The organism is Streptomyces sp. NPDC007971 (assembly GCF_042958635.1).
Classification (GTDB): Bacteria; Actinomycetota; Actinomycetes; order Streptomycetales; family Streptomycetaceae; genus Streptomyces.
In genome coordinates this window covers 46,959-65,647 of record NZ_JBIBJK010000015.1, presented here as the reverse complement: position 1 = coordinate 65,647, position 18,689 = coordinate 46,959, and the positions used below count along the sequence as shown (strand labels likewise).

Genomic DNA, 18,689 nt, shown 5'->3' with positions numbered 1-18,689 from the left:
TTTCTGCATTCTGGTGGAATTCTTTTAGTCTCACATTCGGCTCGTTCTTGCAATTCGTCCGGCTCGTTCCTGTCGGGAATTCCTCGATGCGTGCCTTGCCGAGGAAGGTTCTCCATGAGCCGTTCAGCTCGCACGAACGACCGTTTCCGTCCACAGAGCCAGGGTCGCCGCGGAGCCGGTCCGGGCGACACCGGGCGCCGTCTCTCCGCACCGCAGGGGGAGTTCGCGCTGCCCGTCACCGTCACCCCGGCCCTGCCTGCGGTCGCGACCTTCGGTGAACTGGACATGCCCGTCGAGGTGCTGGAGATGCTCACCAGCCTCGGCCTGACCGAGCCGTTCCCGATCCAGGCCGCCACGCTGCCGAACTCGCTCGCAGGGCGCGACGTCCTGGGCCGCGGACGCACCGGATCGGGCAAGACGCTCGCCTTCGGCCTGGCGCTCCTCGTGCGCACCAGCGGGAAGCGTGCCGAGGCGCGGAAGCCGCTGGCCCTGGTCCTCGTCCCGACGCGCGAGCTGGCCCAGCAGGTCACCGATGTGCTCACCCCGTACGCCCGGTTGCTGAAGCTGCGGCTGGCCACTGTGGTCGGCGGCATGTCGATCGGCAGGCAGGCCGGCGCGCTGCGTGCCGGGGCCGAGGTGGTCGTCGCGACACCCGGCCGCCTCGCGGATCTCGTCGAGCGCAAGGACTGCCGCCTGGACCGGGTGAACATCACCGTCCTGGACGAGGCCGACCAGATGGCGGACATGGGCTTCATGCCGCAGGTCACCGAACTGCTGGACCAGGTACGTCCCGACGGTCAGCGCATGCTGTTCTCGGCCACGCTGGACCGCAACATCGACCTCCTGGTCCGTCGTTACCTCCATGACCCGGTCGTCCATTCGGTCGATCCGTCGGCGGGCGCGGTCACCACGATGGAGCACCACGTGCTGCAGGTGCACGACGCCGACAAGTACGCCACCGCCACCGAAATCGCTGCCCGCGACGGGCGCGTGATCATGTTCCTGGACACCAAGCACGCCGTGGACCGGTTCACCAGGCATCTGCTGAGCAGCGGCGTCAGGGCCGCGGCGCTGCATGGTGGCAAGTCGCAGCCCCAGCGCACCCGCACCCTGGCACAGTTCAAGGCCGGCGACGTCACGGCACTGGTGGCCACCAACGTCGCTGCTCGGGGTATTCACGTCGACGACCTCGATCTCGTCGTCAACGTCGACCCGCCCAACGACCACAAGGACTACCTGCACCGCGGCGGCCGAACGGCCCGCGCCGGTGAGTCCGGCAGTGTCGTCACGCTGGTCCTCCCCGGCCAGCGCCGGGACATGGCCCGTCTCCTGTCCGACGCAGGCATCAGGCCGCAGACCACCCAGGTCCGCTCCGGTGAGGCCGAGCTGAGCCGCATCACCGGCGCCCAGGCTCCCTCCGGTGTCCCTGTCGACGGCAGCGAGCCGGTCGTGGAGCGCCCCAAGCGCGGCGGTGCCCCTTTCCGGGGTCTGGGCACGCGCCCGGGCCGGGCCGGCGGCGGTGGCGGGGGCGGTGGCGGGTCTCGCCGGTCCGCCGAGGCCCGCCAGATCGCCGAGGCCCGCAAGGCGGCCCGGGTCCGTCGGGGCGCGTAGGCGGAGCCCGTCGTTCACCGTGCCGCGCAGGAACGGCAGCCGTCAGCGGCGCGGACGCTCCAGGGTGAGCAGCAGGCCCTCGACCGCGCCGGGACCTATGCGGCCCTTGACGTCGGCGGCCGTGATCGCCTTGAGGGCCCAGCCGTCCTCGGCGTGCTTGTTCAGCACCTTCTCCAGCTTGTCGCTGTCCAGTGCGTCTCCGATCAGTGACTCGCGGAAGGTGACGACCTTGTATTCCAGGGCGTAGGGGTTGCTCATGGGTGGGGCCTTCCCGTGGTTGGACTGGCTGACGGAACCGGGACAGCCAATCACCGTTCTCCGTTGCCCCGTGCGGCGGGGTGGGGGTCAGGTCATCGGGGGGAGTGCGAAGGCTGGTCCCAGCGGACGCGCAGAGCCGGGGGTTTCCGGAAGACCAGCCCTCTGGGTGCGGTGGGCGAGGCCGGGTCGAGCCGCAGGCCGGGAAGACGGTCGAGGAGCGCGCGGAGGCAGGCGCGGGTTTCCAGACGGGCAAGGTGGGCGCCCAGACAGAAATGCGGGCCGTGCGCGAAGGCCAGCTGGAGGCGGGAGTTGCTCCGCCGCAGGTCGAAGCCGTCGGGGTCCTGGAAGGTCTCGGGGTCGCGGTTCGCGCCGGCGAGTGAGACGACGACCAGATCACCGCGCCGCACGTCGGCCCCGCCGATCGTCACGTCGGCGGTTGCGTAGCGGTCCACGACCGCCGCGGCGGGTTCCAGCCGGAGCGATTCCTCGATCGCCGCGTCGACCAGGTCCGGATCGGCGCGCACGAGGGCGAGTTGGCCAGGGTTCGCGAGCAGGTGCAGTACGGCGTTGGTGATCATGCCCTCGGTGGTCTCGATGCCGCCGAACATCAGCACAGCGGCGTTGGCGACCACGTCCGGCAGTGTCAGGCGCTTGCTCTCGGCCGCCGTGACCAGCAGCGACGCCTCGCCTCCTGCTGCGACCGTCGCCTCGCCCCCTGCCGCGACCGTCGCCTCGACGCTTCCTCGCAGCTGGTCGAACGCCGCTGCCCCGGCGGGGTTCGCCGGCAGCCCGGCGGTGATGTCGGAGACCGCGCCCACCATGGCGTCGTACCAGGACAGCACCGCGCCGGCGTCCGCGCCGACCAGGCCCAGCGACTCGGCAACGACGGCGACGGCCAGAGGCCCGGCCACCTCCCGGCGCAGTTCGGCGCTGCCACGCGGCCGGATGCCTTCCACGAGCCGGGTGGCTTCCCGTTCCACGAACCCGGTGAACCGGTCGTGCACGTCCTGCGCGCGGAACGGGTCGGCGAAGGGGGCGCGGTGCCGCCTGTGCTCGGCGCCCTCCACGGAGAGCATGCTCGGACCGACGACCTGGGCGGTGGAGAAGCGGGGGTCGTCCACCGTGAAGGTCGCCGCGTCGCGCATCACGCGCAGTGCGAGATCGCGTCGGGTCACCAGCCAGCCGCCCAGCACGGGGAGCCATGACACCGGTTCGTGGGCGCGCAGCAGGGCCAGCCGGGGGTGGGGGTCGACCTCCAGCTCCGTGAGCGTGGTCGCGGAGCCGAGCGGAAACGGGTGCGCTGTCACCATGGAAGCTTCCCCCAGTTCACGACCCCCCGGTTCCGATTGTTCCCGTTCCTGTTTCCCGTTCCTGTTTCCCGTTCGTGGTTCCAGTTTCTGATGCCCGTTGGCCGAGGGGTGCCTCCGCGAGCGACCAGTGGCCGGGCCTGGGGTGGATCGTCGGTCGGCTTGTCGGCTCGTCGGTTCGTGTGTCGGGTGCCGGACGGGCCGTGTGGGGAATGTGCCAAGCTGGATTTCGGATCACGGTGACGCCGCTCTTCCGCTGCAGGGAACGGTGAGTGCAGATGGCCTCCAGTTCGATGGACGTTCCGGGTCCTGGACCGGCCGGTACCGGCAACGGCCCCGCCGTCTCCCGCCGGGAGTTCGACGCCACGTTCCAGTCGGTTCGCACGTGGGGCCGCTGGGCGTCGGCCGACCGCGGTGCCTGGAACCGGGTGACCGCGGACCTCGTGCGGCGGGCCACGGCCACCGTGCGGTCCGGGACGGTCGTCCCGCTGTCGCTTCCCTGGGACACCAGGCCCGGCCCGGACAACCGCAGGCCCGCCCTGCACCACATGACCGACCTCGGGGACGTGGAGGCCCCGGAACCCTCCACGCACAAGGACTTCATCGCCGCCGACTACCACGGCAAGGCGCTCACCCATCTCGACGCGCTGTGCCACATCGCCTACCGCGGGCAGCTCTACGACGGCCGGCCGGCGCACGAGGCCGTCGATGCCGCAGGCGCCCGTTTCGGCGCGGTCTCGGCACTCGGGCCCCTGGTCGCCACGGGTGTGCTGCTCGACCTCCCGGCGGTCCTCGGCACCGGCTGGCTGGAGCCGGGGCAAGCGGTGCACGCCCGGGACATCGTGGCCGCGGAGGAGGCGCTCCAGGTGACGATCGGCGAGGGCGACGCGGTACTGCTGCGCACCGGGCGCGTCCGCCGCCGAGAGGAACTCGGCGCCTGGGACGCCGACGCGGCGAGCGCGGGCCTCCACGTGGATGCCGTGCCCTTGCTGGCCGAGCGCGGCATCGCGCTGCTCGGCTCGGACGGCGACAACGATGTACGGCCCTCACCGGTCGAGGGAGTGCACTCGCCGGTCCACGCCCTGGCCGTGGCCGCCATGGGGGTGCCCCTGCTGGACAACCTCGACCTGGAGGCCCTCTCCGCCGCGACCGCCGAGGCGGGGCGGTACGACTTCCTGCTCGTCGTGGCGCCGCTGAACGTCCCGGGCGGGACGGGTTCGCCCGTCAATCCGGTCGCGGTCCTCTGAGGAGCCGCCCCGTGCTCCATCGACCGTCGGAAGGGCCCCCCGCGCTGCACCGACCGTCCCGACGTGCCGCCCCGAGCCTCCCGACCGTCCGAGGTGCCGTCCCGGGCCTTCGCGCGTGGTGTCCCGGGCCTTTCGGCCGGCCGAGGTGCCGCCCCTGGCCTCCGTACCTGCCGTCCCGAGGCTTCTCGGCCGTCCGAAGTGCCGTTCCGGGCCCTCGCACCCGCTGTCCGGGCCCTCGCACCCGCTGTCCGGGCCCTCGCACCTGCTGCCCCAACCCTTCCGCCGTGCCGCCCCCGAGCCCTCCCTCCGAGTCGGTCGAGTGGTGCGGCGTGCTGCCCTGCCTGGCTCTCCTCGGTAAGCGCTTGGTGAAATCGTGACTCACGTACGCAATGTCCGTATCCTCGTCAATGCCGGATATTTACCACATGTGGATTATCTAGGGCGGAAGTGAGGCGGAGCGTGATGCGTTCCGGCGGTGAACCGATACCGGCCGGGCAGGCGACAGGCGGCTCCGGGCCCACTCGTTTCCGTGAGCGGTTCCTCCAGGGGGAGCCGGTTGCGGCGGGCGTGCGCAAGCCGATCCTGAGTTCCTGGCAGCGCTGCAGGTCCCTCGGGCTGTCGCCGGACCAGGCCGAGCTTCCCTTCCGGGAGGACATCGACCCGGACGACCCGATCATCCGCGCTGCAGTGCCGGTGCTCGACCGGCTGCAGTCCAGGTTCGCCGGCACTGCCATGAACATCTCGGTCGCCGACGCGAACGGGACGGTTCTGCTGCGTCGTTTCGGCGAGACGTCGCTGGCCAGAACTCTCCCTGCGATCCAGAGCGTGCCGGGGTTCGTGTTCGCCGAGCAGGTCGCCGGCACCAACGGCATCGGCCTCGCCCTGGCGGAGCGCCGGCTCATCCGGGTCTACGGCGCCGAACACTTCGCCGAGCGCTCCCAGGGCAGCGCCTGCCGCGCCCTTCCCGTGCGCGACCCGCTCAGTGGCCGTATCGAGGGCGTCCTGTGCCTCGGCTATCCGCGCAGTGCCGACGACCCCGCGCTGGCCGCCGTGATACGCAATGCGGCCCGGGTCATCGAGCGGCGGCTCCTCGGGCAGAGTTCCGCCCGTGAGCGCGCGCTGCTGCGGGCCTACCTGGCCGACGGTGCCGCGGCCCCCGACCGCGGTATCGGGCTGGACGAACTCGCTGTCGAGCTGCACCCCCGTGACCGGGAGATCCTCCTGGAGAGGGCCGCCGAACTGATCTCCGGCGCGCAGCGGGCAGCCGTCGACGTACCCCTGCACGCCGGACGGCAGGTCACGCTCCTGAGCCGTCCGATGACGAGTGCCTCCGGAGTGGAAGGCATCGCCATCGAGGCCGTTCTGCACGGCCACGCACCGGACGAGCCCTTCGTCCTGCCGCACCGCATGGACGAGCCGCCCGGCCTTTCCGCCGAGCCTGCCGCCGTCCCCGCCTCCATGCGGCCGGTGGACCGTTCCGGCGTCGCGGCGCCCTGGCGGCTGCATCGCCCCTCGATCTCCGGCCACCTGCCCGGGCGCCTGTCCGGGCACCGTCCCGACGCCGTATTCGGACGGGTCGCCGCGGGCCGCGAGGGCGCGGCGCCCGACGGCGGCGACGGCGCGACGGGCGATCACCTCGACTCCCCGTCCCTCACGCGAGGGCTCCTGATGGTGGGGGAGCCGAGCGTCGGGACGTACGCCCTGGCCGCTCGCCGCCGCCTGGAGCTGCTGTCCGAGGCCAGCACCCGCATCGGTACCACCCTGGACGTGCGCCGCACCGCGCAGGAGCTCGCCGAGACAGCGGTGCCGCGGCTGGCCGACTTCGTCACCATCGACCTGCCCGAGGCCGTACTGCACGGCGAGGAGTCCACCGATCCCCGCGGTGACCTGCGCCGCGCGGTGGTGCACGGCATCCGCGACGACTGTCCTTTCCTGCCCGTCGGCAAGCGGGCCGACTACGGCCCGAGCACGCCCCACCTGAGATGTCTGACCAGCGGTCAGGCCGTGCTGGAGCCCGACCTGAAGCTCGCCGCCGGCTGGCTCGCGTACGATCCCGAGCACACCGAGCAGCTGCTGACGCACGTCCACTCGCTCATCGCGGTGCCGCTCGTCGCCCGGGGCGTCGTCCTCGGTGTCGTCGCCTTCTATCGCGCGCAGGCGCAGAACCCCGCCCCCTTCGGGGACGACGACCGCTCGCTGGCCCAGGAGTTCGCCGCCCGCGCCGCACTGTCCATCGACAACGCCCGGCGCTACACCCGTGAGCGCACCATGGTCCTGGCCCTGCAGCGCAGCCTGCTCCCGCACGGTCTGCCCGACCAGGACGCCGTGGAGGTCGCCCACCGCTACCTGCCGGCCGAGTCCGACGTCGGGGGCGACTGGTACGACGTCATCCCCCTGTCCGGCGCCCGCGTGGGCCTCTTCGTCGGCGATGTCGTCGGCCACGGCATCCTCTCCGCCGCCACGATGGGCCGGCTGCGCACCGCGGCTCGCAGTTTCGCCGAACTCGACTTCCCTCCGGACGAGGTCCTCATCCAGCTCGACAATCTCGTGGGCCGCCTGGACCGGGAGGAGCCCGCGGCCGACGGTGTCGGCATCATCGGCGCGACCTGCCTGTACGCCATCTACGACCCGACCACGCAGCAGTGCACCATGGCCCGTGCGGGCCACCCACCGCCCGCGCTGGTCCACCCGGACGGCGTCGTGTCCTTCCCCGAGCTGCCCGCGGGACCGCCCCTCGGCCTGGGGGGCCTGCCGTTCGAGGCGGCGGAGATCCACCTTCCCGAGGGAAGTCAGCTGGTCCTCTACACCGACGGACTCATCGAGGACCGGAGCCGCGACGTCGACCTGGTGCTCGACCAGCTGCGCGACGTCCTGGCCCACCCCGAGCGTGCGCCCGAGGAGACCTGCCAGGTGGTGCTGGACACCGTGGCGCCGGCCCATCCCTGTGACGACATCGCCCTGCTCGTCGCCCGCACCCACGCCCTCGACCCCAGCCGGATCGCCACCTGGGAGCTGGCCGCCGACCCGGCCCTGGTCAGTGACGTGCGCGCCGCCGCCCTGCGCCAGCTGGCCGAGTGGGGACTCGACGAGGCGGCGTTCGCCGCGGAGCTGATGCTCAGCGAGCTGGTCACCAACGCCATCCGGCACGGCGCCGGGCCCGTCCGGGTGCGGCTCCTGCACGACCGGACGCTGATCTGCGAGGTCTCCGACACCAGCAACACCGCCCCGCACCTGCGCCGGGCGGCCAGCACCGACGAGGGAGGGCGCGGCCTGTTCCTCGTGGCACAGCTGGCACAGAGCTGGGGCACCCGGTACAAGCCGCAGGGCAAGGTCATCTGGGCCGAATGCGGGCTCGCCGGCGTCTGAACGGACCGTCGTCCCATCCGCCCACGGCGAGTGATCCGTTGCCCATGAAGCTCGATCCATCGGCCCGGCGGCGGTTGATCCGTTGTCCACGGCAGGTTGATACACCGGTCCCACGGCGGTTGATCCGGTGCCCGCGGGGCTTGATTCATCGGTCCGACGGTGGTTGATCCGTTGCCGCGAGGCGGTCGATCCGGTGGGTCCGAGGCGGTCGATCCGTCGGACCCGCGGCGAGTGGTCCGTTGGATCCACACTGGGCGGCGATATGCCCGAAATGATGCGATATCGCCCGCTAGTATCGCTGAAGCCAGTCGGGAAGAACCAGCCAGTCCGACCCCCGGAGGTGTCCGTGCACGACGCTCACGACACCTCTGCTCCGGTCCCGCCCTCCGCGGCAGAACCCCTGGTCCGCATCCGCGGGCTCGGCAAGCGGTTCGGCGGGACCCTCGCGCTGGACGGGGTCGACCTCGACGTCCGTGCCGGCAGCGTCCTCGCCCTCCTCGGCCCCAACGGAGCAGGCAAGTCCACCCTCATCAAGGTGCTCGCCGGCGTCCACCACGCCGACTCGGGACACACCACGGTGGACGGCCACCCGCTCGGCAGTCGTGCCGCTTCGGCCCGCATGTCCTTCATCCACCAGGATCTCGGTCTCGTCGAGTGGATGACGGTCGCCGAGAACATCGCGCTGAGCACCGGGTACGAGCGCCGCGCCGGACTGATCTCCTGGCGGCGCACCCGTGAGCGCTGTACCGAGGCTCTGGGGACCCTCGCCGCGGATCTCGACCCCGACACACCGGTCGCCCATCTCGGACCGGCCGAACGTTCCCTCGTCGGCATCGCCCGGGCCCTCGCCTCGCGGGCGCGGCTCATCGTCCTCGACGAGCCGACCGCCCGCCTCCCCGCGGCCGACTGCGCCCGGCTGTTCCGCGTCCTGCACGCCCTGCGCGACCGGGGGCACGGCATCCTCTACGTCAGCCACCGCCTGGACGAGGTGTACGAGGTCGCCGACACCTTCGCCGTCCTGCGCGACGGCCGCCTGGTCAGCCACGGCGCGCTGGCGGCCCACGGCCCGGCCCGCCTGGTGCACGACATCACCGGCGAGGAGCCGGCCGGCCCCCACCGGGCCGCGGCCCCGTCCGGCGGCCCGGCCGTCCTGACCCTGGACGGGGTACGGACCGCCGGGGCGGGACCGGTCACCCTGGAACTGAGGGCCGGGGAAGCCCTGGGCCTGGTCGGGCTCCCAGGAGCCGGACACACGGACCTGGGCCGGGCCCTCGCGGGCTCCGGGCCCCTCCTCGGCGGCCGGGCCCTTCTCGCAGGCCGCCCCTACCGCCCCCGCACGGTCGCCGACGCCGTCGCGCTCGGTGTCGCCCTCGTGCCCGGCGACCGGCAGCTGGAAGGCTGCCTGCCCGAGCTGACCGTACGGGAGAACCTGCTGGCCAACCCCCGCGCCGCAGGACTGCCCGCACTGCGCAGGATCGTTCCCCGCCGCGAACGCGCCGAGGCCGACACCCTCATCGAACGGTTCTCGGTGCGTCCCCGCGACAGCGAAGCCCCCATCGCGACCCTGTCCGGCGGAAACCAGCAGAAGGTCATGATCGGCCGGTGGCTGAGGACGGACCTGCGCCTGCTGATCCTGGAGGAACCGACGGCGAGCGTGGACGTCGGGGCCAAGGCCGCGATCCACCGCCTGCTCGACCAGGCGCTTGCCGACGGCCTCGCGGTTCTCCTCGTCTCCACCGACTTCGAGGAGGTCGCGCGGGTGTGCCGGCGCGCCCTGGTCCTCGTCCGCGGAACCGTGGCCACCGAGCTGAGCGGTCCGGCTCTCACGGCGGCGGGGCTCACCCGGGCGGCCTCGGCCATGCCTGCCGACGGAACCGCGACGAGCCCGTGACCGCCTCGCCCCCGCCCCGGCCTCGCCCCCGGCGCCGGGGACCGCTGCGCAGACCCGGCCGACGGACGGGGCCCCCGGGCCCGGCCCGGCCACGCGGCGCGGCCGGGCACCTCGTCGGCGCCTACGGCCTGCCGGCCCTCACCGCCCTGCTCCTCCTCGTCTTCTCCGTCACCCTGCCGCGCACCTTTCCCACCGTGGACACCGTCGACTCGGTCCTGTTCACCCAGTCGATCCCGGCCGTCCTCGCACTGGCCGCCATGGTGCCCATCGTGACCGGCGCGTTCGACCTCTCCCTCGGCTACGGCCTCGGCCTGGCGCACGTCATGGTGATGAAGCTCCTCGTGGACGACGGGTGGCCCTGGCCGTTCGCCTGCCTCGTCGTGATCGCCGGCGGGGGCGTCATGGGCGTACTCAACGGCGTGATCGTCGAGTTCGGCCGGATCGACTCCTTCATCGCCACGCTAGGGACCGGCAGCATGCTCTACGCCGTGAGCGGCTGGATCACCGGTGGCAGCCGGATCGTCCCCGGCCCCCACGGCCTGCCCGCCGCCTTCACCGATCTCTACGACTCCAGGTTCCTCGGCCTTCCGGTTCCCGCCTGGTACGTGCTCGTGCTCGCGGCCGCCCTCTGGCTGCTCCTGGAGCGGCTGCCGCTCGGCCGGTACCTGTACGTCATCGGGTCGAACCCGCGCGCCGCCGACCTCGTCGGCATCCCGACCCGCCGATACACCGTCTACGCCTTCGCCGTGTCGGGGCTGATCGTCGGCTTCGCCGGAGTGCTGCTCGCGGCCCAGCAGCAGATCGGCAATCCGAGCGTCGGACTCGACTACCTGCTGCCCGCCTTCGCCGGTGCCCTCCTCGGCTCGACCGCGATCAAACCCGGCCGCCCCAACGCCATGGGCACCCTCGTCGCCGTCGCCGTCCTCGCCGTCGGCCTCACCGGCATTACCCAGATGGGGGCCGCCTTCTGGACGGTCCCGCTGTTCTACGGCGCCACCCTGCTCCTCGCCGTCGGCCTGGCGGGCTACTCCGCCCGCCGGCGCCTGCGCACCGGCGCCGTCGCGGCCGGCGACGCACCCGCCGCGTCGCCCCGGCCACCGTCCTCCCCGGACGGAGGCCCGGCCGGCCGCACTCCATGACCCACGCCGTGTGCCTCACCACCGAGCCCGGGGCGCATCCTCCCGCCCGCCCCCAGCCAGGAGAGGAGCCGTTGTGCACCGCAACCGCAACCGCAACCGCAACCGCAACCGCAACCGCAACCGCATCCGCATCCGCAAAGCCGCTCCCGGCGCCCTCGGGCCCCGGTCGACCGCCACCGCCCTGCTGGTCGCGGCAGCCGTCCTCGCAGGCTGTGAGCGTGGTCTGTCGAACGGCCCGGAGGCCTCCCCCTCGGGACCCAGCGGCTGCCCCGAGGCCCATGCCAGGGCCGAGGCCGCCGTCGACAGCGCGGAGCGGACCGACATCCCGTGGAACGGGCCCACCACCGGCCCCAGGGCGGTGAGCCGGAAGACCATCGTCTACGTCGCCCAGACCATGACCAATCCCGGCGTCGCCGGCGCCGCCGACGGCGTACAGGAGGCCGCACGGGTCATCGGCTGGCGCGTCCGGGTGATCGACGGCGGCGGTACCCCCGCGGGCGCCCAGGCGGCGATGAGCCAGGCCGTGGCGCTCAAGCCCTCGGGCATCGTCATCGGCGGCTTCGACGCCGGGGCGACGTCCCAGCAGGCCGCGCGGGCCCACGCGGCACATATCCCGCTCATCGGCTGGCATGCGGTCGCCTCTCCCGGTCCCAGCCGGCGACCCGAGCTCTTCACCAACGTCACCACCGAGGTCGGGGACGTGGCCGCGGTCAGCGCGCAATGGGTCATCGCGAGATCGAACGGCAGAGCCGGGGTCGTCCTGTTCACCGACGCCTCGATCCCCTTCGCCAGGAAGAAGTCCGACCTGATCAGGAAGGAACTCGCCACCTGTCGGGGCGTGCGGCTGCTGGCGTACGAGAACATCCCGATCCCGGACGCGAGCACCCGCACACCTCAGGAGATCTCCTCACTCCTGTCCCGCTTCTCCCGCCGGTGGACGTATTCCGTCGCCATCAACGACCTGTACTTCGCCGATGCCGCCCCGGCCTTCCGCGCCGCGGGCCGGGAGGGCTCCGGGCCGCCGTACAACATCGGCGCAGGGGACGGCGACCCCTCTGCCTTCGAGCGCATCGACAACCGGCAGTACCAGGCGGCCACCGTGCCCGAGCCGCTGTCCCTGCAGGGCTGGCAGATCGTCGACGAGTTCAACCGCGCCTTCTCCGGCCGCCCCGCCAGCGGATATGTGGCACCCATCCACGTCACCACGGCCAACAACAGCCACGGCGCCACGACCTGGGACCCGTCGGGCTACCAGGAGGGATACCGCCGGATCTGGGGAAGGTGACAGCGCCGCCGTCCGGCACCGGCCGGTGCGATGTCCGGGGAACCGCTAGAGAACGATGATCACGGCACCTCCTGGGTTGAAGAAGCCCTGGTGGTCGAAGCCGAACCGGTTGTCGAACCGGAACCGGTTGTCGAACCGGAACCCGTGGTTGAACCGGAAGCCGTGGTCGAACCGGAAGCCGTGGTCGAAACGGAACCCGCGGCCGTTGAAGCAGTTCTGGCCCCAGTTGCCGCACATGTCGGTGGCGACATGGGTGTGTACGGCGGGGGCTGCCGCTGCGGCCGGGCCCGCCGTGCCGATCGCGGCGCCGCCGGCCATCAGAATGCCGACCGCGGACGCCGCGGCGAGACGCGTCGCGCGTTGTGCTCGCATGGTGGATGCACCTCTCCTTCCCTCCTCCCGCGCACCGCGCGGCGCCGCGAGAGGGACAGCCGCGGCCGCAAAGGGAGCGGTGGCGCAGTCGCAGGCTCCGGACCGGCCGTCCGGGGCGTACACCCGTGGCCGCGGCTGTCCCTCTGAGTACGCCGGTGGCGCCCTTTTGGATTGCGGCCCCGCGTCCCGGAACCCCGCGTCCCGGAACCCCGCGTCCCGGAACCCCGCGTCCCGGAACCCCGCGTCCCGGAACCCCGCGTCCCGGAACCCCGCGTCCCGGAACCCCTCGGACCCGAACCCCGCGTCCCCGACCCCCTCAGGCCCGAACCGAACCTCTCGGCCCGAATCCCTCGGGCCCGAATCCCTCGGGCCCGAATCCCTCGGGCCCGAATCCCTCGCGCGCCAACCCCTCGTCCCCGCCCCCCGGGGCCCGAATCCCTCAGGCGCTCCAGGCCGCGGCACACAGCGCGCGGTCCACCTCGTCGGTGTAGCGGGCCGCGGCCAGCCAGGCCCGGGCGAACCGGTCCGGGTCCGCCGGGAGCAGACGGCCGAAGACATCGCGTGAGCGCTCCGCCGCGGCCGCGTGCAGTTCATCCAGCAGGTCGCCCGCCGTCGCCAGGCCGTGGCTGTTCAGCCGCCGGACGTCGGCGGCCGTGCTCCCCGGGAAGGACAGCACGAGCCTGCCGCCCGAGGCCGCCTGCTGCACCCGGCGCCGCAGCAGGTGCACGGGTGACTCCTCGGGTGTGGGGACGGCGGGCGCGGGCGCGGGGGAGGCGGGCGCGGGCAGGTCGGCGTGGAGCAGCCGGTCCAGACCGGCGTCGACCCGGGTGCCGGGGACGGCGGGGTGCTCGGTCGCCAGCAGCAGGGCCCGTGGGTGCGGGGCCGGGGTGAGCCGGGCGACGATCCGGAGCCGGCTGCCCCGCGCGGCGGCCAGCAGACGGAGGTTGTCGCGGTGGGGGAGCGCCGGATGGTCGTGGGCGGCGGCCAGCCGCAGGGTGACGCCGTCGCAGTCGGCGAGGAGGCAGTCGCCCGCGGCCTCGCGGACCGTGCCGACGAGGGTGACCTCCAGGAAGAGCAGGTCGGACCCACCGTCCAGGGCACGGGAGACCTGCTCGGCGGCCGTCGGCGTCCACAGCCGGTCCAACGGCGCGGCCCGCCAGTCGGCACCGGACGCCCGGACCGCCCGTACCCCCGCGCCCGCGCCGAGCCGCCCCGCCGGGGAGACCGTGGCCCCCGACACCGCGAGCCCGGCCCGGGACAGCTCGCGGTGGGTCAGCGCCGTGTCCCCGACGCGTACGGCCCGGTCGGCCGCGCCCACCGCCCGCCCGGCGCCGCCCGGAGCCACGTCCGAGACCTGGTACAGGCGGCCCTCGGCATCGGCGGTCCAGGTGACCGCGCCCGCGAAACCGGTCGCCGTGAGCACCGGCTCGGTGAAGAGGCCGTACAGCCGCAACGAGCCGTCCGGGCGGTACGGCTGCCGTACCGTGCCGCGCAGCTCGGTCAGTTCGGGGCCTGCGGCGTGCGGGATGCGATGGGCCGCCGACAGGGCGTCGCGAAGCGTGCCCACGAGGTCGGCCAGGCGGTGGGCGGGGTCGGACGAACGGGCCGCGCGCACCGCGGTGACCACGGAGACGGCCGTCGCGGCGGCCCGGGGGAGCCCGGCGAGCCGCGCGGTGTGCGCGGCACGCAGCAGCTCTGCCTGGAGCACCGCCCCGGAACCGTCCGTACCGGCTTCGAGTACGGCGGTCGCGGCGGTGTACAGGGCACGGGCGGCGGCACACTGCTCGGGAGCGGCCCGCTCGGGCTGCTGGTCCGCGTCCGCCCGGGCCCCCGCACCCGGGCCCGCGTCAGGGGCCGCGCCTGGGCCTGCACCTGGCTCTGCACCTGAGCCCGCATCCGGGCCCGCGCCGGTGTCCGGTTCCTCGGACCGGGCCGCGGTGGCCGATTCCGTGGCCGCCTCCGCCCGCGACTCCGCCCGCGATTCCGTGGGCGGTTCCGGGGCCGGCTCCGCGATCGGTGCGGCGGAGGCCGCTGCGGCGCGGTGCAGGCAGTCCGGGGCCAGCAGGCAGCCGCAACGGATGTCGTCGGGACGGGTCACCGTGCCGCCGGGGGCGTGCAGTTCGATGTCGGTGGCGTCGTCGACGGCGATGCGCACGATGTCGTCGTCGCGGACGATCGGACGGTCCGCCAGCTTGGCGATGCCCGCGTCGAGCCGTTTGCGCAGCCGCGGCGAGAGGGCAGCGACGAGTTCTGCCGTCACCGACGGCGCGACCGGGGGCAGAGCCGTCGGTCCGAGATCCTTGCTCATGCGATCTTCTCCCCTACCCAGCGGGCGAGTTCGAGCGGGCTGAGGGCCGCGACCGGCATCCCCGCGGCGACCAGCCGGCTCGCGACCCCGGTGGAGTACCGGGGCCGGCCGGAGTCGTCGAGGCTCGCGCACCCGAGGACCTGGCAGCCGGCCCCGACCAGCGAACGGACCTCGGCGAGCAGTCCGCCGAGCGGGTAGCCCTCCTCGAAGTCGCTGACGACCACGACCAGGGTGCGCGAGGGCACGGTGACCAGTTCCCGGGCGTGCCGCAGTCCGGCCGCGATGTGGGTGCCGCCGCCCACGCTGACCTCCAGCAGCAGCGACAGTGGGTCCTCCACGTGGTCGGTCAGGTCGATGACCTCGGTCGAGAAGGCCAGGAAGTGCGTGGACAGGGTGGGCACCCCGGCCAGTACGGAGGCCGTGATCGCCGCCCACACGGTGGACGCCTCCATGGACCCCGACACGTCGGTGACCAGGATCAGCCGCCAGTCGGCGGCCTTGCGGGCCCGGGTGCGGAAGACGGGGCGCTCGGGAACGACCTGGACCGTGCCGTCCGGCGCGTGGCGTGCGGTCGCCAGGTTGGCCCGCAGCGTGCGCGGCAGATCGAGGCCGCCGCCCGGGCGGCGGCTGGGACGCGGCAGCGCGGTGCCGTGCAGGGCCGGCCGCAGCCGCGTGGCCAGCTGCCGGGCCAGGGCGTCGACCAGACGCCGGACCAGCGGACGCAGTGTGGCCAGCCGGGCCTCCGGCAGGCCGCCGGCGTGCCGCAGCACCGAACGCAGCAGGTCGACGGAGGGCCGTACGGAGTCCGGGTCGAGTTCCGCATACACGTCCGCCCGGCCCGCCGCGGCGGCCGCCGCCAAGACCTCCTCTCGGATGCCGGGCCCGAACAGGGCCGTCAGTTCCTCGGACCACTCCCGCACCCCGGGATACGGCGCCTCCCGTCCGCCGCCGCCCCCCGGACCGGTGCCACCCCGGCTGCCCTCGCCGCGCCCGGAGCCGTACAGCTCGTCCAGCGCCGTCGCCAGGGCACGGGCGGACGTGGGCAGTTGGTCGGTGCGACGGCCCAGTACGAGGCGCCAGCGGTCGGCCGGTCCGAGCCGAAGGCTCCCACCGGAGTCGGAGTCGGAGTCGGAGCTGGAGTCGGAGTCGGCGCTGGCGCTGGAGCCGGGGCCGGAGCCCGAGCTGGAGCCCGAGTCGGAGCCGCTGGCGGTGGGGGCTGTGGTGGTGGCGTCGGGGCCGTCGGCTGCGGAGGGCGCCGGGGGCCGCCGGGGCGGAGGGAGGAGCCCCCAGGCGTCCAGCGCCTCGCGCGCCGCGAGGTCGGCCCGGGTCCGCACGGCCAGTGCACGCGGGTCGACGTCGCCGGTGTCGGCCAGATGACGTACACCCAGCCGTTCCTCGACGGCGGACAGCAGCCGGTCACGCGCGGCCGGGCTGAGCGTGTCGAAACCGCCCCGCAGCGCGGGCAGCCGGTCCAGGAAGTCCTGGTCGGCCAGGTGTACGACCCGGCCAAGGAGCGGCTCCAGCGCGGGCACCGCCGACTCCAGCAACTGCCCCGCGGCGGTGAGCAGTCCGGTGAGCCGCGCCGTGAGCGCCGAGCGGGTCTCGGGATCGCCGGCCCCGTCGACCCAGGACGCCACCCGGTCACCGAAGCCGTGCGGATCCTCGTGCCCGAGCAGCACACGGACCGCTCCCGCGGCGCCACGCATCAACGGCGACCCCTCGGCGGCCAGCCGGGCGAGCGCGTCGGTGAGCCGGATTCCCCCCAACAGGTCGGCCCGGTGGGCCAGTTCCAGCAGGGCGTGGGCGTCGGCCGGGTCCTCGGAACCGGTGAGGCCGTCGACCTGGCGCACAGCGGCGGCGGTCAGCAGCTCGGCCACGGCCGCCGCCCGTGCCGTACGGCCATCGTCGGCGGGCAGTCCGGCCACGTGCCCGGCGCACAGGCGGTCCAACAGGGCCAGCCCCGCGAGGAGTTCGGGCAGGGTGGCGGAGTCGGGCAGCACTTCGGCGACGTCCGCGAGACGCTCGTCCGCGAGCACCGCAAGCCCGCACTGCGCCGCCTGCTCCAGGCCGAGCAGGGCCTGCGCCGCGGTGGGCCCGCCCTCGTCGCGCTCGGTGCGACGGCGCTCGCGCAGCAGTCCCTCGGCCGCCTGGGCAGGGGTGACCCCACGGACCCCGGCGGCCGTCAGCACGGCGGCCGTGGCCGGCGTCCAGCGCACCTCCCAGCGGGAGGTCAGCGCCTCGGTGCCGCCCGCGCCGATGACCTCTTTGGGCTCCGCGTAGGGCACCGCGCACACCGTCAGGCGGCGCAGCAGGAGTTCGCGGCGGCGGTCCAGGCCGGAGCGGAGCGGGTCCAGGCGCAGATCGCGGGCGGCACCCGGCCCCGAGTCCGCCGGGCCGGGCAGGCCCAGCGCGGCGACCTCCGCCTCGACCGCGGGAACGAGCCCGCTGCGCGGCGCGCCGGGCGCCGGAAGGCCCGCGCGGCTGCCGACGAGCACCTTCTCCATCGCCCGTGCGACCGCCCGGCCCCGCCCGTACGGCTCGCCCTGGGCGAGTACGGTCTGCACGGCCTCGACCAGTTCGCCCCGGCCCGCCGCCGGCAGCCCCCGCAGCCGGGCCAGGTCACCGGCGAGCCGCACGATCTCCCGTGCGTCGGCCGGCCCCGACGGATGTCCGAGCGCTCGCAGTTCGCCACACACCCGGACGGCCGCCCCGGTCAGCGCCTCCTCCAGCGCCGCGGGGTCACCGGCCGCCTCCAGCACGCTGTGCTGCCACTCGGGGTCCCGGATTCCGGCGGGATATCCGGACCGCTCGTCGAGCAGGGCATAGGTGTAGGGGATGAGCGAGGTGGTCCACACCGAGGCCGCAGGGACCGGCCGGCCGTCCTCGCCGTCGGCCGGCGCCAGCAGCGCCGGAGCGTGGAAGGCGCCCACCACCACGGCCGCACGCCGGCCGTCGGCCGTGGCCGCGGCCAGGCACGCGCGCATCCACCGCTCCCGGCGCAGATCCAGCTCCGGCACCCCGCCCGAGGCCACCGCGTCCTCACGCAGCGCCCACCCCGTCAGCAGTGCCGCCCGCCGCAGGGCCTCCGGCGACGAACCGGGGGCGGTGGCCTCCACCAGCCGGTCCCAGAGGTCGTCACCGGGGCGCCCGGTGAGGCGGGAGCGGAGCGCGGCCGCGAGCCCGGCGGCAGCGGAACCATCCTCTGCCGCCCTCGCGATGCTCCCCTCCTCCGGCGAGCAGCCACGCCCTGGACTGGTACCGGACGCACCGGCCTGCGCGGGTGAGGTTGGTGAAGCTCGGTGTGCAGGGCCGGTGCCGGGCGTGCCGGTGGGTGTCTGTCCGCCCTGCCCGGTTGCGCGTTCCGAAGCGCTGGAGGCAGGTGCGCCCTCCGGCGCTCGTCCGCCCGGCTCCGCAGTGTCCTCCCCGTCTGTATCCGTCATCGCCTCCGCACCCGTACTTGCCCCCGCACCCGTACTTGCCCCCGCACCCGTACTTGTCTCCGCACCCGTGCCGGAGGCGTCGGCGAGGCTCCCCCCGCTCCATGCCCGGTCGGCGAGCGGCAGGTCGCAGGCGATGACCGGTACGTCGTGCCGTGCCGCCCACCGCACCGCCGCCAGTTCCGGTGAGAAGTCGGCGAAGGGGTAGAACGCGGGGCCGCCGCCCCCGTCGCCGGGTGCGGCGGCGAGGGCGACCGGCGCCCGGGTCTCCTCGTGGGCGAGCCAGGGCACCCAGTCCTGCAGCTCGGCGGGCAGCTCGACGAGCAGGACGTCCGGCTTCGCCGCATCCAGCAGCGCCGGTACGGCGGCGGCCAGCGACGGCGCGTGGTGCCGTACGCCGATGAGGTAGGGCGCCGCCGGGTCGGTGAGGGCCAGGGCGGCCGCCTCGGGAGAAACGTGGGGCACGGC

The 18,689-nt window shown here is 74.0% G+C and carries 11 protein-coding genes; 6 read left to right on the top strand and 5 right to left on the bottom strand.

The genetic code is table 11. The features are described 5' to 3' along the window. Positions 1-114 precede the first annotated feature (114 nt). Positions 115-1,611, top strand: coding sequence for a DEAD/DEAH box helicase (locus ACFZCP_RS29210; RefSeq protein WP_391432337.1), 1,497 nt, complete (start codon positions 115-117; stop codon positions 1,609-1,611). A 42-nt stretch (positions 1,612-1,653) separates the two neighbouring features. Here ACFZCP_RS29210 and ACFZCP_RS29205 read toward each other — a convergent pair whose 3' ends face one another. Continuing rightward, on the bottom strand, positions 1,654-1,869 hold the full coding sequence (locus ACFZCP_RS29205) for a DUF4177 domain-containing protein (protein WP_116152660.1): 216 nt from the start codon (positions 1,867-1,869) through the stop codon (positions 1,654-1,656). A 92-nt stretch (positions 1,870-1,961) separates the two neighbouring features. After that, complete coding sequence (locus tag ACFZCP_RS29200) at positions 1,962-3,179, bottom strand: cytochrome P450 (RefSeq protein ID WP_391432331.1); 1,218 nt, start codon at positions 3,177-3,179, stop codon at positions 1,962-1,964. 275 nt (positions 3,180-3,454) lie between these two features. Between ACFZCP_RS29200 and ACFZCP_RS29195 the strand changes: the two genes are divergently transcribed. The 5 genes from ACFZCP_RS29195 to ACFZCP_RS29175 all read left to right on the top strand — a co-directional run bounded on the left by ACFZCP_RS29195 (position 3,455) and on the right by ACFZCP_RS29175 (position 12,104). Beyond that, positions 3,455-4,423 (top strand): cyclase family protein, encoded by a 969-nt coding sequence (locus tag ACFZCP_RS29195; protein ID WP_391432328.1) that lies wholly within the window; start codon positions 3,455-3,457, stop codon positions 4,421-4,423. Between the two features lie 462 nt (positions 4,424-4,885). Next, positions 4,886-7,789 (top strand): SpoIIE family protein phosphatase, encoded by a 2,904-nt coding sequence (locus tag ACFZCP_RS29190; RefSeq protein WP_391432851.1) that lies wholly within the window; start codon positions 4,886-4,888, stop codon positions 7,787-7,789. 346 nt (positions 7,790-8,135) lie between these two features. After that, positions 8,136-9,680 carry an ATP-binding cassette domain-containing protein gene (locus ACFZCP_RS29185; protein ID WP_391432325.1) on the top strand — a complete coding sequence of 515 codons (1,545 nt, stop codon included), beginning with the start codon at positions 8,136-8,138 and terminating at the stop codon, positions 9,678-9,680. Beyond that, positions 9,677-10,819 (top strand): ABC transporter permease, encoded by a 1,143-nt coding sequence (locus tag ACFZCP_RS29180; RefSeq protein WP_391432322.1) that lies wholly within the window; start codon positions 9,677-9,679, stop codon positions 10,817-10,819. Before ACFZCP_RS29185 ends, ACFZCP_RS29180 begins: the two co-directional genes overlap by 4 nt. A gap of 124 nt (positions 10,820-10,943) precedes the next feature. Further along, entirely contained in the window at positions 10,944-12,104 is a 1,161-nt protein-coding gene (locus tag ACFZCP_RS29175) for a substrate-binding domain-containing protein (RefSeq protein ID WP_391432847.1), read from the top strand. Positions 12,105-12,149: 45 nt separating this feature from the next. On the opposite strand, the gene ACFZCP_RS29170 is transcribed toward ACFZCP_RS29175, so the two are convergent. The 3 genes from ACFZCP_RS29170 to ACFZCP_RS29160 all read right to left on the bottom strand — a co-directional run bounded on the left by ACFZCP_RS29170 (position 12,150) and on the right by ACFZCP_RS29160 (position 18,686). Then, on the bottom strand, positions 12,150-12,476 hold the full coding sequence (locus ACFZCP_RS29170; RefSeq protein ID WP_391432319.1) for a hypothetical protein: 327 nt from the start codon (positions 12,474-12,476) through the stop codon (positions 12,150-12,152). Between the two features lie 439 nt (positions 12,477-12,915). Continuing rightward, positions 12,916-14,784 (bottom strand): hypothetical protein, encoded by a 1,869-nt coding sequence (locus tag ACFZCP_RS29165; RefSeq protein ID WP_391432316.1) that lies wholly within the window; start codon positions 14,782-14,784, stop codon positions 12,916-12,918. After that, complete coding sequence (locus ACFZCP_RS29160) at positions 14,781-18,686, bottom strand: DUF5682 family protein (RefSeq protein WP_391432313.1); 3,906 nt, start codon at positions 18,684-18,686, stop codon at positions 14,781-14,783. The genes ACFZCP_RS29165 and ACFZCP_RS29160 overlap by 4 nt, the downstream gene beginning before the upstream one ends. Positions 18,687-18,689: the final 3 nt, after the last annotated feature.